The 18,033-nt window shown below is 63.8% G+C and carries 14 protein-coding genes; 7 read left to right on the top strand and 7 right to left on the bottom strand.

Translation table 11 applies throughout. The features are described 5' to 3' along the window. Window positions 1-75 precede the first annotated feature (75 nt). Entirely contained in the window at window positions 76-462 is a 387-nt protein-coding gene (locus HNP00_RS11360; protein ID WP_184739077.1) for a BlaI/MecI/CopY family transcriptional regulator, read from the top strand. Window positions 463-468: 6 nt separating this feature from the next. Continuing rightward, window positions 469-1,461, top strand: coding sequence for a M56 family metallopeptidase (locus HNP00_RS11355; RefSeq protein ID WP_184739075.1), 993 nt, complete (start codon window positions 469-471; stop codon window positions 1,459-1,461). Window positions 1,462-1,485: 24 nt separating this feature from the next. Here HNP00_RS11355 and HNP00_RS11350 read toward each other — a convergent pair whose 3' ends face one another. Beyond that, window positions 1,486-3,594 (bottom strand): type IIA DNA topoisomerase subunit B, encoded by a 2,109-nt coding sequence (locus HNP00_RS11350; RefSeq protein WP_184739073.1) that lies wholly within the window; start codon window positions 3,592-3,594, stop codon window positions 1,486-1,488. Window positions 3,595-3,816: 222 nt separating this feature from the next. Between HNP00_RS11350 and HNP00_RS11345 the strand changes: the two genes are divergently transcribed. Then, window positions 3,817-4,038, top strand: a complete 222-nt coding sequence (locus tag HNP00_RS11345; RefSeq protein WP_059389114.1) for a hypothetical protein — start codon at window positions 3,817-3,819, stop codon at window positions 4,036-4,038. 140 nt (window positions 4,039-4,178) lie between these two features. Here HNP00_RS11345 and HNP00_RS11340 read toward each other — a convergent pair whose 3' ends face one another. Both HNP00_RS11340 and HNP00_RS11335 read right to left on the bottom strand, forming a co-directional pair. Then, a complete protein-coding gene (locus HNP00_RS11340; RefSeq protein WP_184739070.1) occupies window positions 4,179-4,829 on the bottom strand; it encodes an FMN-binding negative transcriptional regulator in 651 nt (216 codons plus the stop codon). 53 nt (window positions 4,830-4,882) lie between these two features. After that, complete coding sequence (locus HNP00_RS11335; RefSeq protein ID WP_184739068.1) at window positions 4,883-5,824, bottom strand: DMT family transporter; 942 nt, start codon at window positions 5,822-5,824, stop codon at window positions 4,883-4,885. On the opposite strand from HNP00_RS11335, the gene HNP00_RS11330 reads away from it, so the two are divergent. Further along, complete coding sequence (locus HNP00_RS11330; protein ID WP_184739066.1) at window positions 5,823-7,235, top strand: PLP-dependent aminotransferase family protein; 1,413 nt, start codon at window positions 5,823-5,825, stop codon at window positions 7,233-7,235. The two genes, HNP00_RS11335 and HNP00_RS11330, sit on opposite strands and share 2 nt — an antisense overlap. A 94-nt stretch (window positions 7,236-7,329) precedes the next feature. On the opposite strand, the gene HNP00_RS11325 is transcribed toward HNP00_RS11330, so the two are convergent. The 4 genes from HNP00_RS11325 to HNP00_RS11310 all read right to left on the bottom strand — a co-directional run bounded on the left by HNP00_RS11325 (window position 7,330) and on the right by HNP00_RS11310 (window position 12,615). Continuing rightward, on the bottom strand, window positions 7,330-8,628 hold the full coding sequence (locus HNP00_RS11325; RefSeq protein ID WP_184739065.1) for an RNA polymerase sigma factor: 1,299 nt from the start codon (window positions 8,626-8,628) through the stop codon (window positions 7,330-7,332). A 292-nt stretch (window positions 8,629-8,920) separates the two neighbouring features. After that, the gene (locus HNP00_RS11320) at window positions 8,921-10,201 is read right to left on the bottom strand and encodes a DUF4192 domain-containing protein (RefSeq protein ID WP_184739062.1); all 1,281 of its coding nucleotides are present in this window, start codon (window positions 10,199-10,201) and stop codon (window positions 8,921-8,923) included. Between the two features lie 81 nt (window positions 10,202-10,282). After that, window positions 10,283-11,641 (bottom strand): nitrate/nitrite transporter, encoded by a 1,359-nt coding sequence (locus HNP00_RS11315; RefSeq protein ID WP_184739060.1) that lies wholly within the window; start codon window positions 11,639-11,641, stop codon window positions 10,283-10,285. 35 nt (window positions 11,642-11,676) lie between these two features. Then, window positions 11,677-12,615, bottom strand: a complete 939-nt coding sequence (locus tag HNP00_RS11310) for a proteasome assembly chaperone family protein (protein WP_184739058.1) — start codon at window positions 12,613-12,615, stop codon at window positions 11,677-11,679. Between the two features lie 319 nt (window positions 12,616-12,934). Between HNP00_RS11310 and HNP00_RS11305 the strand changes: the two genes are divergently transcribed. The 3 genes from HNP00_RS11305 to sucB all read left to right on the top strand — a co-directional run bounded on the left by HNP00_RS11305 (window position 12,935) and on the right by sucB (window position 17,940). Continuing rightward, window positions 12,935-14,455 (top strand): leucyl aminopeptidase, encoded by a 1,521-nt coding sequence (locus HNP00_RS11305; RefSeq protein ID WP_184739056.1) that lies wholly within the window; start codon window positions 12,935-12,937, stop codon window positions 14,453-14,455. Window positions 14,456-14,690: 235 nt separating this feature from the next. After that, window positions 14,691-16,073, top strand: coding sequence for a dihydrolipoyl dehydrogenase (lpdA, locus tag HNP00_RS11300; protein WP_184739055.1), 1,383 nt, complete (start codon window positions 14,691-14,693; stop codon window positions 16,071-16,073). 109 nt (window positions 16,074-16,182) lie between these two features. Next, the gene (sucB, locus tag HNP00_RS11295) at window positions 16,183-17,940 is read left to right on the top strand and encodes a 2-oxoglutarate dehydrogenase, E2 component, dihydrolipoamide succinyltransferase (protein ID WP_184739052.1); all 1,758 of its coding nucleotides are present in this window, start codon (window positions 16,183-16,185) and stop codon (window positions 17,938-17,940) included. Window positions 17,941-18,033 lie beyond the last annotated feature (93 nt).

Genomic DNA, 18,033 nt, shown 5'->3' with positions numbered 1-18,033 from the left:
ATGGTGGAATGTTGGATCATCGCACTCCCCTCGAGCCATATCGCGGAGGGAATTGCGGAAAGTAGGGATGCATTGATGGCAAGTCTTGGCGAACTGGAACGGGCGGTCATGGATCTGCTCTGGGCAGGCCAGGAGGCCGCGACAGCCAACAAACTCCGCGATCTGCTGGCGCAGGATTCTGCCGCTGCGGATGGCATTGCAGGGCACCAAGGCAAAGACCTCGCCGTCACCACGGTGCTGACCGTCTTGTCTCGCCTTGAGAAGAAGGGCCTCGTGGAGCGCGAACGGGGTACCCGTCCGCATCGCTACCAGGCCGTGTCGAGCCGCGCCGACCACACGGCAGACCTCATGCATGAGGCACTGGGTTCGGCCCCGGACCGCGAAGCAGTGCTGGCCCGGTTCATTGGTTCCGTGAGCGAAAGCGAAGCTGCCACGCTACGCAAACTGCTCAGCAAAAACTAACCACCCATGTTCTGGACCTCATATTTTCTGGCGGTCCTTGCTTTGGTGCTGGCATGGCCAGTTCCCGTCCTCTTGTCGCGCGCTGAATGGCCGGCGCGTGCGCCCTTCATGGCCATGGTCCTCTGGCAAGCCATCGCGCTTGCGGGTGGCCTCTCCATGATCGGAGCCATGCTCGTGTACGGACTAGAACCCATCGGCGACAACCTCATTGCGGGCCTTCGCTCCTTGGCCGGCATGGTCCTCCACAACGAGCCCACTACGGCGCTGGGCTTCTGGCATTTGTTCGCGTTGTCCGCAGCGGCACTGCTGAGCGCCCATCTCGTGTTCACCCTGCTGCTCACCTACGTCAAGATCGAACGGCAGCGGCGGCGCCACCGCGAACTTCTCACACTTCTGGCTTCACCCTCCGACGACGGTCCGGGCACCGTGGTCATCAACCATGACTCCCCCGTTGCCTACTGCCTGCCCGGCGGAGCACGGTCCGTGACCGTATTGTCCGATGGCCTGATGGCCGCACTGGAACCTGCCGAGCTCCGTGCCGTCCTCATCCACGAAAATGCCCATCTCTCGCAACGCCACGACCTTCTCTTGTGGGCCTTCGCTGCGTGGCGCCAGGCCCTGCCCTGGTTCCCCACCACGCGCCTCGCCCAGGTTGCGGTCAATTCCTTGATCGAGATGCTCGCCGATGACGTGGCGCTCCGCACCGAGAGCAAGGGAACGCTCATCAAGGCGATCGCCATTGTGGCCAGCGGTTCCGTCCGTCCCATGGAGCGGGTCTCCCTGCCCGGAACAAGCGCAGGAGACTCTTCCTCTGATGACAGCACGTTGAGCGGAACCGGCGGCGCCGATTCACCGCGCACGACGGCGTCGCGCGTCAGCCGGCTACTCTCACCCAAGCCTCCGCTTCCGGCAGGGCTGCGCGCCCTGGTCCTTGCGGCCTCGGCCATGTTGCTCGCCGTGCCCACCGGCCTGCTGATAGTGCCGGGCCTGCTGGGCTGAAGTGGTTTGCTGGGCCAGGCCGAATCAAGCGTCGATGCGCTCCCGATCCAGGTCTGCGGCGCCCGCAATGATGAAGTCCTTGCGCGGGGCAACATCGGAACCCATCAGCAGGTCGAAGGTGTCCTCCGCCATCTTGGCGTTCTCGATCCCCACCTTGCGGAGGGTTCGGTGGCGCGGATCCATGGTGGTCTCGGCAAGCTGCTCGGCGTCCATTTCACCCAGGCCCTTATAGCGCTGGATCGGCTCCTTGTAACGCTTGCCTTCCTTGGCGAGCCTAGCTAGCAGGACGTGCAGTTCGGCCTCCGAATAGGTGTAGATCATCTCGTTGGCCTTTTGGCCGGCGTTGATGACTTCAACCCGGTGCAACGGCGGTACTGCGGCAAACACCCGGCCTTCATCGATCATCGGGCGCATGTACCGGAAGAACAAGGTGAGCAGGAGTGTACGGATGTGCGCGCCGTCGACGTCTGCATCGGTCATCAGAATCACCTTGCCGTACCGCGCGGCATCGATGTCGAAGCTCCGGCCCGATCCCGCACCCACTACCTGGATGAGGGCGGCGCACTCTGCGTTGGAGAGCATGTCCCCCACCGAGGCCTTCTGCACGTTCAGGATCTTGCCTCGGATCGGCAACAGCGCCTGGAAGTCCGAGGACCGTGCAAGCTTGGCGGTGCCAAGGGCGGAGTCACCTTCCACGATGAAGAGCTCCGAGCGTCCGACGTCGTCCGTGCGGCAATCTGCCAGCTTGGTGGGCATCGAAGACGTTTCCAGGGCATTCTTCCGGCGCTGCGTTTCCTTGTGGACGCGGGCCGAGATGCGGGACTTCATCTCGCTGACGATCTTCTCGAGCAGCAGGGCGGACTGGGCTTTGTCGTTGCGGTTCGCCGAGTTCAGGCGCGCAGTGATCTCTTCCTCGACCACCTTGGCGACGATCGCCCTGACGGCCGAAGTGCCCAAGATTTCCTTGGTCTGGCCCTCGAATTGCGGCTCCGCCAAGCGGACCGTCAGCACCGCCGTGAGGCCGGCCAGGATGTCGTCCTTCTCGATCTTGTCGTTGCCCGCTTTGAGCTTGCGCGCGTTCGTTTCGACGGCCTTGCGGAAGGTCTTCATGAGGGCCTGTTCGAAGCCTGCCTGGTGCGTGCCACCCTTGGGCGTGGCGATGATGTTGACGAAGCTCCGCATGGTGGTTTCATAGCCGATCCCCCAGCGCAGCGCGATGTCCACTTCACAGTCGCGTTCCACTTCGGCGATCTTGCTGTGCCCGTTTTCGTCAAGGACCGGAACGGTTTCCTTGAACTTGCCCGCACCATGGAGCCGCCAAATATCAGTGACGCCCGAATCCGCGGCGAGGAAGTCGACGAATTCGGAAATGCCGCCGTCGTGATGGAAGATCTCTTGGTGCGGCCCGTTTTCGCCGGGAGTGCCAGGAAGCCGGCGCTCGTCGCGGACAGTGAGCTTGAGGCCCGGAACAAGGAAAGACGTTTGGCGGGCGCGCGCCGCAAGATCCTCGTAGGCGAACTTCGCGTCCGGGGTGAAGATCTGCCGATCTGCCCAGTAGCGGATGCGGGTGCCGGTGACACCCCGCTTGGCCTTGCCCACGACGTCGAGCACCGAGTTCTCGACGAACGGTTCAAAGACCGAGGTCGGGCTGGGCTTGGAGCCAGTGTCCTTGAATCGTCCGGGCTCGCCCCGGCGGAACGACATCTGATACGTCTTGCCGCCGCGGTCCACCTGCACGTCAAGACGGGCGGAGAGCGCGTTCACCACGGACGCGCCAACGCCGTGCAGGCCGCCGGAAGCCGTGTAGGAACCGCCACCGAACTTTCCACCGGCGTGCAGTTTGGTGAAGACGACCTCGACGCCGGTCAGCCCGGTCTTGGGTTCCAAGTCCACAGGGATGCCGCGGCCGTCGTCGTGGATTTCCACCGAATTGTCCGCGTGCAGGATGATCTGGATATCGTGCCCGAAGCCCGCCAGCGCTTCGTCCACCGAGTTGTCGATGATCTCCCACAGGCAGTGCATGAGGCCGCGTGAATCGGTGGAGCCAATGTACATACCCGGACGTTTGCGGACCGCCTCCAGGCCTTCCAAAACTGAAAGGTGCCGGGCGTTGTATTCAGAACTCGGTGCCACGGGCGGGGCGCTCCTTCGGGGGTATTACAGAGGCGAAAAACACTCCTCCTAGGCTAGCCGCCTCGGAGCCAGGACGAGAGCTGCCACTCCCAATCGTGCCGGACGCCACTTCCCCGCGTTACGCACATGTGATACGCGGACAGCGAACGTGACCCATCCTTGCCATGGTTTTGATTCGAAAGCTGGTTATATGGATACACAGAACTACTAAGGAGGCCGAACATGACAACAGCAGTTGCAGACCGCACACTCAATGCACTCGACCGGTGCGACCGTTGCGGGGCCCAGGCATATGTCCGCGTTGTACTCGAGTCCTCCGGCGGTGAGCTGCTTTTCTGCGGCCACCACGCACGTGCAGTAGAGGCCACGCTGCGGCCGATGACCTCGGACTGGCATGACGAGACGGCGCGCCTTCAGGAGAAGGAACCCGTCCTCGCCGATTAGCCATCAATGGCTGGCTCCAGCGGCCGCCTCGGCTGACAAAATTTCACAGAGACAGCGGCCCCCTCCAGATGGAGGGGGCCGCTGCGTTAACGGAGGGCGGCCCATGGAAGGGCGCCTCCCAACCGAGAAACTGATGCGTCCTATGCGAGGCCGGTGTCCCGCTGCGGTTTTTCCAGCCTGGCTCGCGCTACGTCGGCGGCGCTCTCTTCCTGTCCGCGAGCCTCAAGCCCTGCTATCACACCGTCAATGTCCGTGTCAGGACGGTTTTGGCTGAGTTTGGCTTTCGCTTCGATCCTCGTGATCAACAATTCGACGCCAACAATGGCTCGCAACTGACCGGCGACATACTTCTCCGGCGCATCTTCAACGGACCACGGTCGCTCAAACGGTGCTTCGTTGAGCTTGGTCAGCCGCCGCACTTGGTGGCCAAGCCAGGCCACATCGTCATGGACGGCAAGCGTTCCGTAGACGTGGGCAGTGGAGTAGTTCCACGTGGGAACAACGCGTCCGTGTTCGGCTTTCGAGGCATACCAGGAAGGCGAGACGTAGGCGTCCGCACCCTGGATGATGACAAGTGATTCTCCGATCGTCGGCTCGGACCATTGCGTGTTGGTTCGGGCGACGTGTCCGTGCAGCGCGCCGAGTTCACCGACCGAAGGATCGTAGACGAAGGGCACGAAACTGGCGAGCAGGCCCTGCGACGTCATGGTGACCAGGTTCGCTGCACCCGGCCGTGTCAAGAGGTCACGGATTGCATCGGGACCGGCCGCGAAATGCGCTGGGATGTACATGGGTTCATTCCTCCTATTTTTTGGAAAGGCGGTCTTCTTGGGGCTGTTCGTCCTCAGAGATTCTGTTTCGCCGGTGGCGGGTTGAGCCGGACCCGGACGGCGATCCCAGCGCAGACAATGACGGCCAGGCCCCCGATGATCGTGGTCCAGCTCAAAGCTTCGCCGAGCAGCAGCCCTGCCCAGCAAATGCTCAGCACAGGCTGGATGAGCTGAATCTGGCTAACCTTGGCCATGGGTCCAATGGCGAGGCCTCGGTACCAGGCGAAGAATCCAAAGAACATGCTGACGATTCCGAGGTATGCAAAGGCGGCCCACTGGACCGGCGAGGCCGACGGTGGGTGCTGAGCCATGGAGAGCGCAGCCAGGCCGGCCATCAACGGCAATGCCAAGACGAGCGCCCAAGATACGGTCTGCCATGCACCGAGTTCGCGTGCGAGCAGACCGCCTTCCGCGTATCCGATAGCCGCAGCAATGACAGCGCCGAGGAGCAGCAGATCCGCCCAGTTCAGCTGCCCGAGCCCGCCTGACTGTGCGAAAGCGAAAGCAATCGCCGCAATGGCCCCCACGGCTGTCACCAACCAGAAGGCGATCGGTGGATGCTCGCGTCCGCGGAGCACTGCAGCGGTTGCGGTCGCTGCGGGCAACAGGGCGATGACGACGGCACCGTGGCTGGCGGGCACCGTCGTGAGTGCGAACGAGGTGAGCAACGGGAAGCCGACAACAATCCCGGCGGCGACCACCGCGAGCCGCGCCCATTGCTTGCCTTGAGGAAGGCGCTGCCGGGTGAGCGCGAGGGCACACGCCGCGAGTGCGGACGCGACGACCGCGCGGCCCGACCCGATAAGCAAGGGCGACAATCCACCGACCGCCACTCGGGTGAAGGGAACAGTGAACGAGAACGCCGCTACTCCCACAAGGCCCCACCAAAGGCCCGTCGCCGAACTGGACGGTATCACTGGGCGAATAAGCGTAGTAGCGCTACTATTGTCTCTCATGAACAACGATAGCAGTTCCCGGATTGCGACGCGACTGCGGGAATGGATCGCCGGGGCCGCGCCGGGATCCCGCTTGCCGTCCACACGATCACTGGTCGCCGAGTACCAGGCCAGCCCCGTGACAGTACAGAAGGCGCTGCAGACCCTCACCGCGCAGGGCTTGATCGAGAGCCGGCCCGGGGTCGGGACCTTCGTGCGGGCCGTCCGGACTGCGCGGCCGTCGGATTACGGCTGGCAGACTGCAGCACTGGGTGCACCGCAGGCGCCTCCCCGCTCGGCGTCCACCACCATGCGCAACACCTCGAACGACATCATTGCTTTCCACTCCGGCTACCCGGACCGGGAACTCCTGCCGGAGCGCCTTGTGCGTGCCGCACTCGCCCGGGCCGCCCGGGGAGACGCGGCTTTGTCTCGACCACCCGCGGCAGGGCTTCCCGAGTTGCAGTCCTGGTTCGCGCACGAACTCGGCTCCGCGACCCCGGCAGGGCTCACCCCGCCCACACCGAGCGACGTCATCGTGCTCCCAGGAAGCCAAGGGGGCCTCAGCTCCATCTTCACTGCGTTGGTCGGCCACGGGCAGCCTCTGCTCATGGAATCTCCGAGCTACTGGGGAGCCATCCTGGCAGCGACGCAGGCCGGAGTCCGCATTGTCCCGGTGCCCAGCGGGCCCGATGGGCCTGACCCGGAAGAATTGGCCAGGGCTTTTGAGGAGACTGGCGCACGCCTGTTCTACGCGCAACCGAACTATGCGAATCCCACTGGGGCGCAATGGCCCGCCCGACGGGGCGAACAGGTCCTGGACGTCGTCCGCGAGCACGGTGCGTTCCTGGTTGAGGACGATTGGGCGCACGATTTCGGCATCACCTCGACTCCCGTGCCCATCGCCGCACGTGACGACTCCGGCCATGTCGTCTATCTCCGTTCACTGACGAAAAGCGTCTCCCCTGCCGTCCGCGTCGCTGCAGTCATCGCGCGCGGCCCGGCGCGCGAACGCATTCTTGCGGACCGTGCAGCCGAGTCGATGTATGTCAGCGGCTTGCTCCAGGCTGCGGCACTCGATGTCGTCACACAGCCGGCGTGGCAGACGCACCTGCGCAGCCTTCGCCATCAGCTTCAATCCCGCCGCGACCTTCTGATGACGAGCCTGCACGAACACGCCCCCAGGGCTCACATCACCCAGATCCCCAAGGGAGGGCTGAACCTCTGGGCACGCTTGCCCGACGGGACCGACCTCGAAAAGCTGACTCTCGACTGCGAGAGTGCCGGGGTGATGATCGCCGTCGGTAACGAGTGGTTCCCTGCCGAACCGGCCGGCCCGTTCATCCGACTCAACTTCGCTGGTCCCAACCCCTCCGCCTTCCCGGAAGGTGCAAGGATCCTCGGCCGAGCACTCGAACGCAACGGGCTCTAGGGAAGATGCGCTGGGGAAAGAAATGGACCCCCGGAAGATCCGAGGGCCCATTTCTGTGAAAGCTTGCGCCGCTGAGGGCAAGGCATCCATTGCTTTAGTCGAGGTAATCGCGCAGAACCTGCGACCGCGAGGGGTGGCGCAGCTTGGACATCGTCTTGGATTCAATCTGACGGATGCGTTCGCGGGTGACCCCATAGACCTTGCCGATTTCGTCTAAAGTCTTCGGCTGGCCGTCGGTGAGGCCGAAGCGCATGGCTACGACGCCTGCTTCACGCTCGGACAGGGTATCGAGTACCGAATGCAACTGCTCCTGGAGGAGAGTGAAGCTCACGGCATCCGCCGGTACAACGGCTTCGGAGTCCTCGATCAGGTCGCCGAACTCGGAGTCCCCATCCTCGCCAAGCGGGGTGTGCAGCGAGATGGGCTCGCGGCCGTACTTCTGGACTTCAACGACCTTCTCGGGCGTCATGTCCAGTTCGAGGGCCAATTCCTCAGGCGTAGGTTCGCGTCCGAGGTCCTGCAGCATTTGGCGCTGAACCCGTGCCAGCTTGTTGATGACTTCCACCATGTGCACCGGGATGCGGATGGTGCGGGCTTGGTCTGCCATGGCGCGGGTGATGGCCTGGCGGATCCACCACGTGGCGTAGGTGGAGAACTTGAAGCCCTTGGTGTAGTCGAACTTCTCTACCGCACGGATCAGGCCCAGGTTTCCTTCCTGGATGAGGTCCAGGAACAGCATGCCGCGGCCTGTGTAGCGTTTGGCCAGGGAAACCACAAGGCGCAGGTTGGCTTCGAGGAGGTGGTTCTTGGCCCGCTTGCCATCATGGATGATGAACTCGAGCTCACGCTTGAGCTTCGGATCCATGGAACCATCATCGGCATTGATTTTTTCCTCGGCGAAGAGGCCGGCTTCAATGCGGAGCGCAAGGTCGACTTCCTGCTCCGCGTTCAGGAGGGCCACCTTACCGATCTGCTTCAGGTAGTCCTTGACGGGGTCGGCGGTTGCGCCGGCGGACATGACCTGCTGGACAGGAGCGTCGTCGTCATCGGCATCCGAGTACACAAAACCGGAACCTGTCGCGGCAGGTTTCTTGCCCTCTTCGCCTTCTTCGACTTCCTCGGTGAGCTCTGCTTCATCGGGAACGACGGCGTCAAAGTCCTCGGCTTCTTCTTCGGAGTCCTCGTCGGCACCGGCGGACTTGTTGGCGGCTTCGGCAGCGGCCTTGGCGCCGGGCTTGGGCCCGCGCTTCTTGGGTGCCGGCTTCTCTGCACCTGCAGTTGAAGCATTGGCAGCACGCGTTGCCGCACGCTTCGCAACTGTAGCCGCCTTCTTTTCTTCGGCGGACAGTTCGGCCTGGGCGGCGGGTTCCTTCTCGGCGGAAGACGGGGTCACAGAAAACCTTTCTAGCGGCGGTCTGTGGAATCGCCATGGGGGCAACACCACTATGACCCTGTCAAGTCCGCTGTAACATCAAGTGCCATCGCCGACCGCAGAGTCTTTAGATAAAACTCCCGACGACGCCTAAATGTTCCCTAAATTCAGGGACATTCCGGGCACTTGAAACACGGACCCAACCGGGTCTCGGCAACCATTGTCTCACGGTTTTGGAATCCGGGGCGTCGATATCGGCTACCTTGTGGACAATTACGCTTCGCTGGATTTCCCACAGTGACGCGGTTTCGTGTCACGCCGCTGTGCCTCCGAACCTCCGCCATGCGGACGCATGGCTTTTCGCCCAACCGCACACGGTGCCGCGCCGCACCACCTCGGCAAGCAGCTCCGCAAGTCGATAGCCCTGTTGTTCAGCGTCCGCTTGTGAAAAGAGCTCGTCCGCGAACGAACCGCTCCCCTGGCACCATTGAATCCACCCCCGGATCGTGAGCGCAGCAGCCCGTCCCTCGCCGCCCCCACGCCGCGAGAGCATCGCCAGAACCCTGTCCAAGGTGGCCAGTCGGTCCCAGTCGGGGTTATCCGGGTACAGCCCTAGCAACACGTCCCCGTACCGCAAGGCGTTGTTATCCGCCGCCGCCGTCCGCGGAGCCTCTCCGCCGGATGCCCGCTGACTTTGCCCTGCTGGTGACGATCTCTGCGCCTTCGGCTTCCCTTTTGCTGGAGACAAACACCGAAGCCCCGGCGGAATGAACAAGGCGGCTTCCGAATCGCCCTCGGGAGAAAAGAAGCGGAAGGCCTCCGCGCCGCCGCGGGCGACTCCTTTCCCGGCAGCCGCAAGGACCACCACGGCGTCACGCCACGCCGGAACCCGCAAGCTCGCCCGGAGGAACGCCTCGGCCTCGGGGTCGAATTCTTCCGGAAGGCCGGAATCGAGGACCCCCATCCACACATCCAGCATTTCTTCGAATGTCTTCTTGCCACGCCACCGCCGAAGCATTTCCTCAAGGGTGGAGTCTTCCGCACGCAAGAACTCCGGATCAATAGCCGGTTCGTCAGCCTGCCCCAGCAACCGGGGTGACTCCCTGACACGGCTCCCCCTGAAAACCATTTCGGCGTTGAGCCTGCTGTCGAGGATCTCGTCCACGGGACGCCCGGGGATCGGGCAGCACTCCACATCGGTACAGAACGCGCTGCGCCAGTAGCCAGAACCAATGAACCAGGCATCCCGGAGCGCCAGGCCACCGCGGGCGAAGACCAGCTCCAAGGACTCCAGCAGCGGCAGGTTGCCCTGCACAACGCCGCCGTTTTCCCAGCCATCATCGCTGAAAATTGCCAGGAGCACTCCGTCCGCGTCATGGTCTGCTTCCAAATACTCACCGATCCTCCGCGAGTACAGAGCAAGCACCTTCTCGGATCCCTCAGGCGGAAGGTCCACGCGCAGGGTGGCGCCGAGCGTCTGGCCCCGCAAGGTAATGGCCACGAGACTCTCCTTCGGCCAGTGTCCCAGGGCATGGGGAATGAAGCCCAGAATGTCCTCGGGCCGGGAGATGGTTACACGGTTGTCTGTTGTCATGAATCCAGCATTGGCGGCAAGACGCGGTGACGGCAGGCCTCAATTGCCCTATGTGGACAAAGGTTGCAATGACGAATCAGGCTACCGCGCGGAGCTTCGCTGCTTTGCGAGCCGTGCGCGTCGCAATTCGACGCGGCGCCGGCGCTGATTTGCAAGCGACACGAGGAGTGGCGGAACGTGCACGCCCTGGGCCGCCATCTGGCGGCGCACCTTACGGCGGGTCATGACGATCAAGACGCTACCCACAAGGAGGAACAGGAACTGCACGCTTAAAGCGATACGGAAGGACGCGAGGCCGTACAGCTCGCCTCCCGAGAAACCGCTCGTGTGAAGAATGTCGAGGACCAGCCCCACGAAATAGATCGTCAGGAGCGCCGCAACGAATCCGCCCACATTGACGATGCCCGTGGCAGTTCCAATCCTGTGGGAAGGGTTGAATGTCCGGGCAAAATCAAAGCCGATCATCGACCCGGGGCCACCGATGGCCAGGGCGACCACCAACAAGGCAAGCAACCACAAGGGCGCCCTGCCCGGCAATAGCAGAACCGCAGCCCAGGCAAGTGCGGTGGCCGCAGTAATCAGGAGGACCATGGCCGAGCGACGCATGGGGTGCCTCGCGACGAACGTTCCGAACAGGGGCCCCACCAGAATGCTGGTGACCACAAAGAGCCCCATCAGGGCGGACACGGTGGCCGCGTCCAGGCCCTGCGCCGACACCAGGAACGGGTAGCCCCAGGACATGGCGAAGACGTTACCGCTGAACTGGACGGTGAAGTGGCACCAAAGCCCCAATCGCGTCCCGGGCTGCCGCCACGCGCGAGCGAGGGTCACACCGGTGGCGCGCAGCCCTTGACCGCTCTCCCGGGGTGGGTGACCCGGCGGAACGTCCCTGAGCAGCGCCAGGACGAGGACCACGGCGAGCGCGGAGAGGGAACTCAGAGCCAGAAAGGCTGTGTTCCAACCCGCGGAATGAAGGACCAGCGCGAACGGCACCACACTGATGAGCTGGCCGAGCTGGCCCGACATTCCGGTCAGCTGGGTGACAAGGGGAACCCGGGCCGGCGCGAACCAGATCGGTACGAGGCGGATCACGGAGACGAAGGTCATGGCATCACCGGCTCCGACGAGCACCCGGCCGAGCACGCCGCCCGGAATGGTTTCGGCATAAGCCAGTTGGAGTTGGCCGAGTCCCATGAGCACGGCACCGCTGGCAATCATGGCGCGGGAGCCGAAGCGGTCAACAAGCAGCCCCACTGGTATCTGGAGGCCGGCATAGACGAGCAATTGCAGCACGGTGAAGAAGGAAATAGCGGCCGCGCTGGCATGGAATCGCTCAGTCGCTTCAAGTCCGGAGACACCGAAAGATGTGCGTTGGGCCACTGCCACCAGATAGGCGAGCACCCCGATCGTCCATATGAGCCAGGCGCGGGGTGCGTTCACCCTTCCATTATGCCCGGGGCCTCATTAAAGCTGCTTTATGGGCGCGCATCTTTACGTGCGAGGTACGCCTCAACCGCCGCGCCCAAGTCCTCGGCGTTGGGCAGTTCGTCGTTCTCGTCAGCGAGCAAGGATCGCCGGACCGTCCCCTCGGCTTTGTCGTCATAGCGGGATTCCAGTTTTGACACCACCTGCTGGACGTCCTCGGATGCCTCCACCTGCTCGGCGATCTGCCGGCCCACTTCCCTTCCGGCCTCGCGGAGGCGGTCAGTGGGCAGCATCAGGGAGGTCGCCGCGCCCAGGTATTCAAGCCCCGCGACAGCTGCCGGCGGATACTCCGCGTCGGCGAGATAGTGCGGAACGTGGATCACGTAACCGGCCACCTTACGCCCGGCTTCGCTCAGCCGCAGTTCAAGAACGTGGCCAATAGCCGAAGGAACGTCGACAGTGGGCTTCCACGTTGAGATCCCTTCGATGAGTTCCGGGCGGTTACCGTGCACCGTGACACCCACCGGCCTGGTGTGCGGAACCGGCATGGGGATCGAATGGATCCAGGTAACCAGGTTGACGTCGAGTTTTTCCACGATCCCGACGACGGCGCGCGAGAACCGCTCCCACTGGAGGTCGGGTTCGAAACCGGCAAGTAGCAGGAATGGCTCGCCCAGCCCGTCTTTCAGCCTGTAAAGGGCCAACTGAGGGGCCTTGTAGTCCTCCAGATGGTCCTCGACGAAACTGATGTGGGGACGGCGCGTGCGGTAGTCAATAAGCTGGTCGGCATCGAAGACGGCCACGGTTTCGACTTCGAGTGTGTCCAGCAGCTCCCGGTTGATCTGATGGACCACGTTGCCCGCATCGGCAAATCCCGTAAAGCCCATCAGCATGTTGAGCCCCCTGATCTCCGGGCTGTGGAAGAGCTCGATGTTGCTCGCGTAGAGCGACTCAGGGTCAAGGAGTGAGCCGGATATCCGTTCAAACACGGCGTGTTCCTTTCGCAGTTGCAAGTTTTAGGAGGAGCAAGCGGGCGCACACCACGGCAAGTGCCATCGGCGGCCAGCCACGCTCCATGTATTGGTACAACGCCCCGGACCGGCTAGGCATTCCTGTCAGCCGATGTGCTGCAACTCTCATTTAATTGCTTTCCGGCGCAGCAGACAGACTACGATCGAGACGTGCCGCCGTGTGCGGACTGAAGCAACCACAGACGTTGTCACAAGCGGACAACCGACGGGTACCAGGGCCGGGCGCCTAACATGCAGCCCGGCCAAGCCATGCAGAGAGAAATGAGGACGGATCCTCGTGGTGAAGACTACAGACATCACCCTTGGCACCATCGCCAAGGACCTGAAAAAGTCGCCCAGCGACGCACTCGTGATAGGCATCGGACAGGGTCCTGACGGCCCGGTGCTTCTCGGGAACCCGCTGAGCGCCAAGGCTGCGGAATCTCTCGCAGCCTCGTTGGGACTCCTGGGCATTACGGGAGCCGCCGATCAGGTTCACCGTCTGCCGGGTCTTCCGGAGACCGGCTCAGGCGTTCTTGTCCTGGCGGGTGTCGGCAAGGTCGCCGACGGCGCTTCCCTCGCTGAGGAGGCCCTGCGCCGCGCTGCAGGATCCGCCGTCCGCCAACTGGCTGGCCTGTCCTCCGTGACGCTCGCACTCCCGACGGCGTCCCTCGCCGACGTCTCAGCCGTCGCCGAAGGCGCCGTGCTCGGTTCCTATTCCTACACCGAGCACCGTTCCAGCAAGGACGGCCTCAAGGATCCGGTCGGCAAGGTCCTGATCCACACAGCCCTTGACGGCAAGGAAGTCCAGCCCGCATTTGACCGGGCGCTCCTCGTCGGACGCGCGGTCAACGCCACCCGTACCCTGGTCAACCAGCCGCCGAGCCACCTTTACCCGGAGTCCTTTGCCGAAGCTGCCAAAGAACTCTCAAAGGGTCTCCCCGTCAAAGTGACCGTCTGGGACGAGAAGCGCCTCGAGAAAGACGGCTTCGGCGGAATCCTGGGCGTCGGAAAAGGTTCAACCCGCCAACCGCGCCTGGTCAAGGTGGAGTACGCCCCGGCCAAGGCCACCAAGAAGATCGCGCTCGTGGGCAAGGGCATTACCTTCGACACCGGCGGCATTTCGATCAAGCCGGCCCTCGGCATGGGCGACATGAAGAGCGACATGGCGGGCGCCGCCGTCGTACTTAATACTGTCTTGGCTGTTGCGGGGCTCGGGTTGCCGGTCAAGGTGACCGCGTGGCTCTGCATCGCCGAGAACATGCCGTCCGGTGCTGCACAGCGCCCGGCAGATGTCCTCACCGTCTACGGCGGCAAGACCGTTGAGGTCCTCAACACCGACGCTGAGGGACGCCTGGTCATGGCCGACGGCCTGGTCGCGGCGAGCCTCGAACAGCCGGACGCCATCATCGACGTCGCGACGCTCACCGGGGCACAGCTGATCGCCCTCGGCGACCGTACTGCCGGCGTGATGGGCTCGGACGCTGTCACCGGCCCACTCAAGTCCGCCGCCGACCGCGCAGGCGAGCTCGTCTGGCCGATGCCGCTGCCGGAAGAACTGCGGGCAAGCCTGGATTCGCAAGTGGCGGACATCGCGAACATCGGCGAACGCCACGGAGGAATGATGACCGCGGCCGTTTTCCTGCGCGAGTTCGTCGGCAAGGACGCTGAAGGCGCACAGATCCCGTGGGCACACGTCGACATCGCCGGCCCGTCCTTCAACAACGGCAGCCCGTACGGCTACACGCCCAAGCAGGGTACCGGTTGCACCGTCCGGACGCTGCTCGCCTACATCGAGGACGTGCTGGCAACGGCCTGAACCGGCCTCCAAGTGGGGCCGGTTCATGACCGGCCCCACGGCCCGACGTGAGTCTGGCCACAAGCGCCCCACAAAAGCCTCGGCAGGGTGGAGCATGGATAAGTGGTTCGCTAAGGTGAACCACGGTAGTCACAAATGCAAGAGAACTTCGGTGCTGGCATAATCGCGGCAGAACAAGTTCCAAGACCAGATGACGCGTAGTCGCGTGTCATCGCTCACGCGAGGGAGCGTCCTAGTGGCCGATCAGGCAACTGCGCAAGAATTCGACATCCTGGTACTCGGTGGCGGCAGCGGCGGCTACGCCACGGCTCTGCGTGCCGTTCAGCTTGGTTTCACCGTTGGTCTGGTCGAGAAGGCCAAGCTCGGTGGCACCTGCCTGCACAACGGGTGTATCCCCACCAAGGCACTGCTGCATTCGGCGGAACTGGCCGACCACGCACGCGACTCCGCCAAGTACGGCGTGAATGTGACGCTTGACAGCATCGACATCGACGCTGTCAACGCCTACAAGGACGGAATCGTCGCCGGTAAGTACAAGGGCCTGCAAGGACTCATCAAGTCCAAGGGCATCACCGTCATCGAAGGCGAAGGCAAGCTGCAGGGCACTGACACCGTCGTCGTGAACGGCACAGCCTACAAGGGCAAGAACATCGTCCTGGCCACGGGTTCCTACTCCCGTTCCCTGCCCGGTCTCGAAATCGGCGGCCGCGTCATCACGTCCGACGAAGCGCTGACCATGGACTACATCCCGAAGAGCGTCATCGTCCTCGGCGGCGGCGTCATCGGCGTCGAATTCGCTTCCGTCTGGAAGTCCTTCGGCGTCGACGTCACCATCGTAGAAGGCCTCCCCTCCCTCGTTCCCAACGAAGACGCCGCCATCGTCAAGAACCTCGAGCGCGCGTTCAAGAAGCGCGGCATCAAGTTCAGCACCGGCGTCTTCTTCCAGGGCGTGGAGCAGGACGACAACGGCGTCAAGGTCACCCTGGTTGACGGCCAGACCTTCGAAGCCGACCTCCTCCTGGTCGCCGTGGGCCGCGGCCCCGTCACCGCGAACCTCGGGTACGAAGAAGCCGGTATCACCATCGATCGCGGCTTCGTCATCACCAACGAACGCCTGCACACCGGCGTCGGCAACGTCTACGCCGTCGGCGACATCGTCCCCGGCGTCCAGTTGGCCCACCGAGGGTACCAGCAGGGTATTTTCGTGGCCGAAGAGATCGCCGGCCTGAACCCAGTGGTCGTCGAAGACGTGAACATCCCGAAGGTCACCTTCTGCGAACCTGAAATCGCTACGGTTGGCTACACGGAAAAGGGCGCCAAGGAGAAGTTCGGCGAGGACCAGGTCCAGACCCAGGAATACAACCTGGCTGGCAACGGCAAGAGCTCCATCCTGGGCACCGGCGGCATCGTGAAGGTCGTCCGCCAGAAGGACGGCCCCGTCGTCGGTATCCACATGATCGGCTCCCGCATGGGCGAACAGATTGGCGAAGCACAGCTGATCGTCAACTGGGAAGCACACCCGGAGGACGTGGCACAGTTCATCCACGCACACCCGACGCAGAACGAGACCCTGGGCGAAGTCCACCTCGCCCTGGCAGGCAAGCCGCTCCACGGCTAAGTCTTTACGCAAGACACCCGGTCCTGCGCCCACACGAACTGCGGGCGCAGGGCCCCCAAGCAGGCAACACTCATCCGCACTAAAGATCAATAAGGAGAACGGGGACGACATGTCTGAATCCGTTAACTTGCCCGCCCTTGGTGAAAGCGTCACCGAAGGCACCGTCACCCGCTGGCTCAAGCAGGTTGGTGACCGAGTGGAAGTCGACGAGCCCCTGCTCGAAGTTTCCACCGACAAAGTAGACACTGAAATCCCGTCTCCTATTGCCGGCATCATCGAAGAGATCCTCGTAGCTGAAGACGAGACCGCCGAAGTCGGCGCTCCCCTGGTCCGGATCGGCAGCGGCAGCAACGGCGCTGCAGCTCCCGCAACCGCACCTGTGGCGGAGGCACCGGCGGCTCCAGCCCCCGCCGAAGCGCCGGCTCCTGAAGCAGCCCCGGCACCGGCAGCCGCGCCGGCCGCAGCCCCGACCCCCGCTGCCGAGCCGGCAGCAGCTCCTGCCGCGGCATCGAGTCACGACGTGACCCTCCCGGCCTTGGGCGAAAGCGTCACCGAAGGCACAGTCACCCGCTGGCTCAAGGCCGTCGGCGACACCGTCGAGGTGGACGAGCCGCTCCTTGAGGTCTCCACTGACAAGGTCGACACCGAAATTCCCTCCCCCGTGGCCGGCACCTTGCTGGAAATCCGCGTCAACGAGGACGACACTGCCGAGGTCGGCTCGGTTCTTGCCGTCATTGGCTCCGGTGCCCCCGCCGCTACGCCGGCAGCCGAAGCCGCTCCGGCACCCGCCGCAGCCGCTCCGGTTACCGCCCCCGCTCCGGCAGCCCCCGCGCCCGTTGTTGAGGCAGCCCCAGCCGCCGCCCCTACAGCTCCGGTTGCGGAATCCGCGCCCGCAGCGGCTCCGGCTCCGGCAGCACCCTCGGCTCCGGCGGAATCCGGCTACGTTACCCCGCTCGTCCGCAAGCTTGCCAACCAGAACGGTGTCGATATCACCACCGTGACGGGCACCGGCGTCGGCGGCCGTATCCGGAAGCAGGACGTGCTCGCTGCAGCCGACGCAAAGAAGGCTGCAGCCGGTGCTCCGGCGTCCGCAGCTCCTGCCGCACCGAGCAAGCCTGCCGCCGCCCCCGTGGTTGCCTCTTCGCTGCGCGGGACCGTGGAAAAGGCTCCGCGCATTCGCCAGGTCATCGCCCGCCGCATGCGCGAGTCGCTCGAAACCTCCACTCAGCTGACCCAGGTGCACGAGGTCGACATGACCAAGATCGCCAAGCTCCGGCTGAAGGCCAAGGGTTCCTTCGAGGCCCAGAACGGCGTCAAGCTCACCTTCCTGCCGTTCATCGCCAAGGCCGTCGCCGAGGCACTGAAGCAGCACCCCAAGCTGAACGCCGCCTACGACGAAGACAAGCAGGAAATCACCTACCACAACGCGGAACACCTCGCGATCGCGGTGGACACCGATAAGGGCCTGCTTGTCCCGGTTATCTCCGACGCCGGCAACCTGAACCTTGCCGGCCTGGCCGGCAAGATCGCCGATGTCGCCGGCCGCACCCGCCAGGGGAAGATCGGTCCCGACGAGCTGTCCGGCGGTACCTTCAGCATCACCAACATCGGTTCTGTGGGCGCCCTGTTCGACACGCCGATCATCAACCAGCCGCAGGTGGGAATCCTGGGCACCGGTGCCATCGTCAAGCGTCCCGTAGTGGTTGCCGACGAGAACGGTGACGACTCGATCGCCATCCGCTCCATGATGTACCTGTCGCTGACGTACGACCACCGCTTGGTCGACGGCGCCGACGCTGGCCGCTTCCTACAGACGCTCAAGGCCCGTCTTGAAGAAGGTTCGTTCGAGGCTGACCTGGGTCTCTGATTCCAGTCATGACCTAGCAATTCGCGCCGCGTGACGGTGCGGATCACGACGACGGGGCAGGCTCCGGTGGGAAACCGCCGGAGCCTGCCCCGT

Source organism: Arthrobacter sp. AZCC_0090, from assembly GCF_014207375.1.
GTDB lineage: Bacteria > Actinomycetota > Actinomycetes > Actinomycetales > Micrococcaceae > Arthrobacter.
Note: the sequence above shows the minus strand (reverse complement) of the source record. Positions and strands in the feature narration are given on the sequence as shown.

Coding starts and splice junctions, on each gene's coding strand:
- HNP00_RS11360 (WP_184739077.1), top strand. CDS start 76: ATGGCAAGTCTTGGCGAACTGGAACGGGCGGTCATGGATCTGCTCTGG.
- HNP00_RS11355 (WP_184739075.1), top strand. CDS start 469: ATGTTCTGGACCTCATATTTTCTGGCGGTCCTTGCTTTGGTGCTGGCA.
- HNP00_RS11345 (WP_059389114.1), top strand. CDS start 3,817: ATGACAACAGCAGTTGCAGACCGCACACTCAATGCACTCGACCGGTGC.
- HNP00_RS11340 (WP_184739070.1), bottom strand. CDS start 4,829: ATGTACATCCCAGCGCATTTCGCGGCCGGTCCCGATGCAATCCGTGAC.
- HNP00_RS11330 (WP_184739066.1), top strand. CDS start 5,823: ATGAACAACGATAGCAGTTCCCGGATTGCGACGCGACTGCGGGAATGG.
- HNP00_RS11335 (WP_184739068.1), bottom strand. CDS start 5,824: ATGAGAGACAATAGTAGCGCTACTACGCTTATTCGCCCAGTGATACCG.
- HNP00_RS11320 (WP_184739062.1), bottom strand. CDS start 10,201: ATGACAACAGACAACCGTGTAACCATCTCCCGGCCCGAGGACATTCTG.
- sucB (WP_184739052.1), top strand. CDS start 16,183: ATGTCTGAATCCGTTAACTTGCCCGCCCTTGGTGAAAGCGTCACCGAA.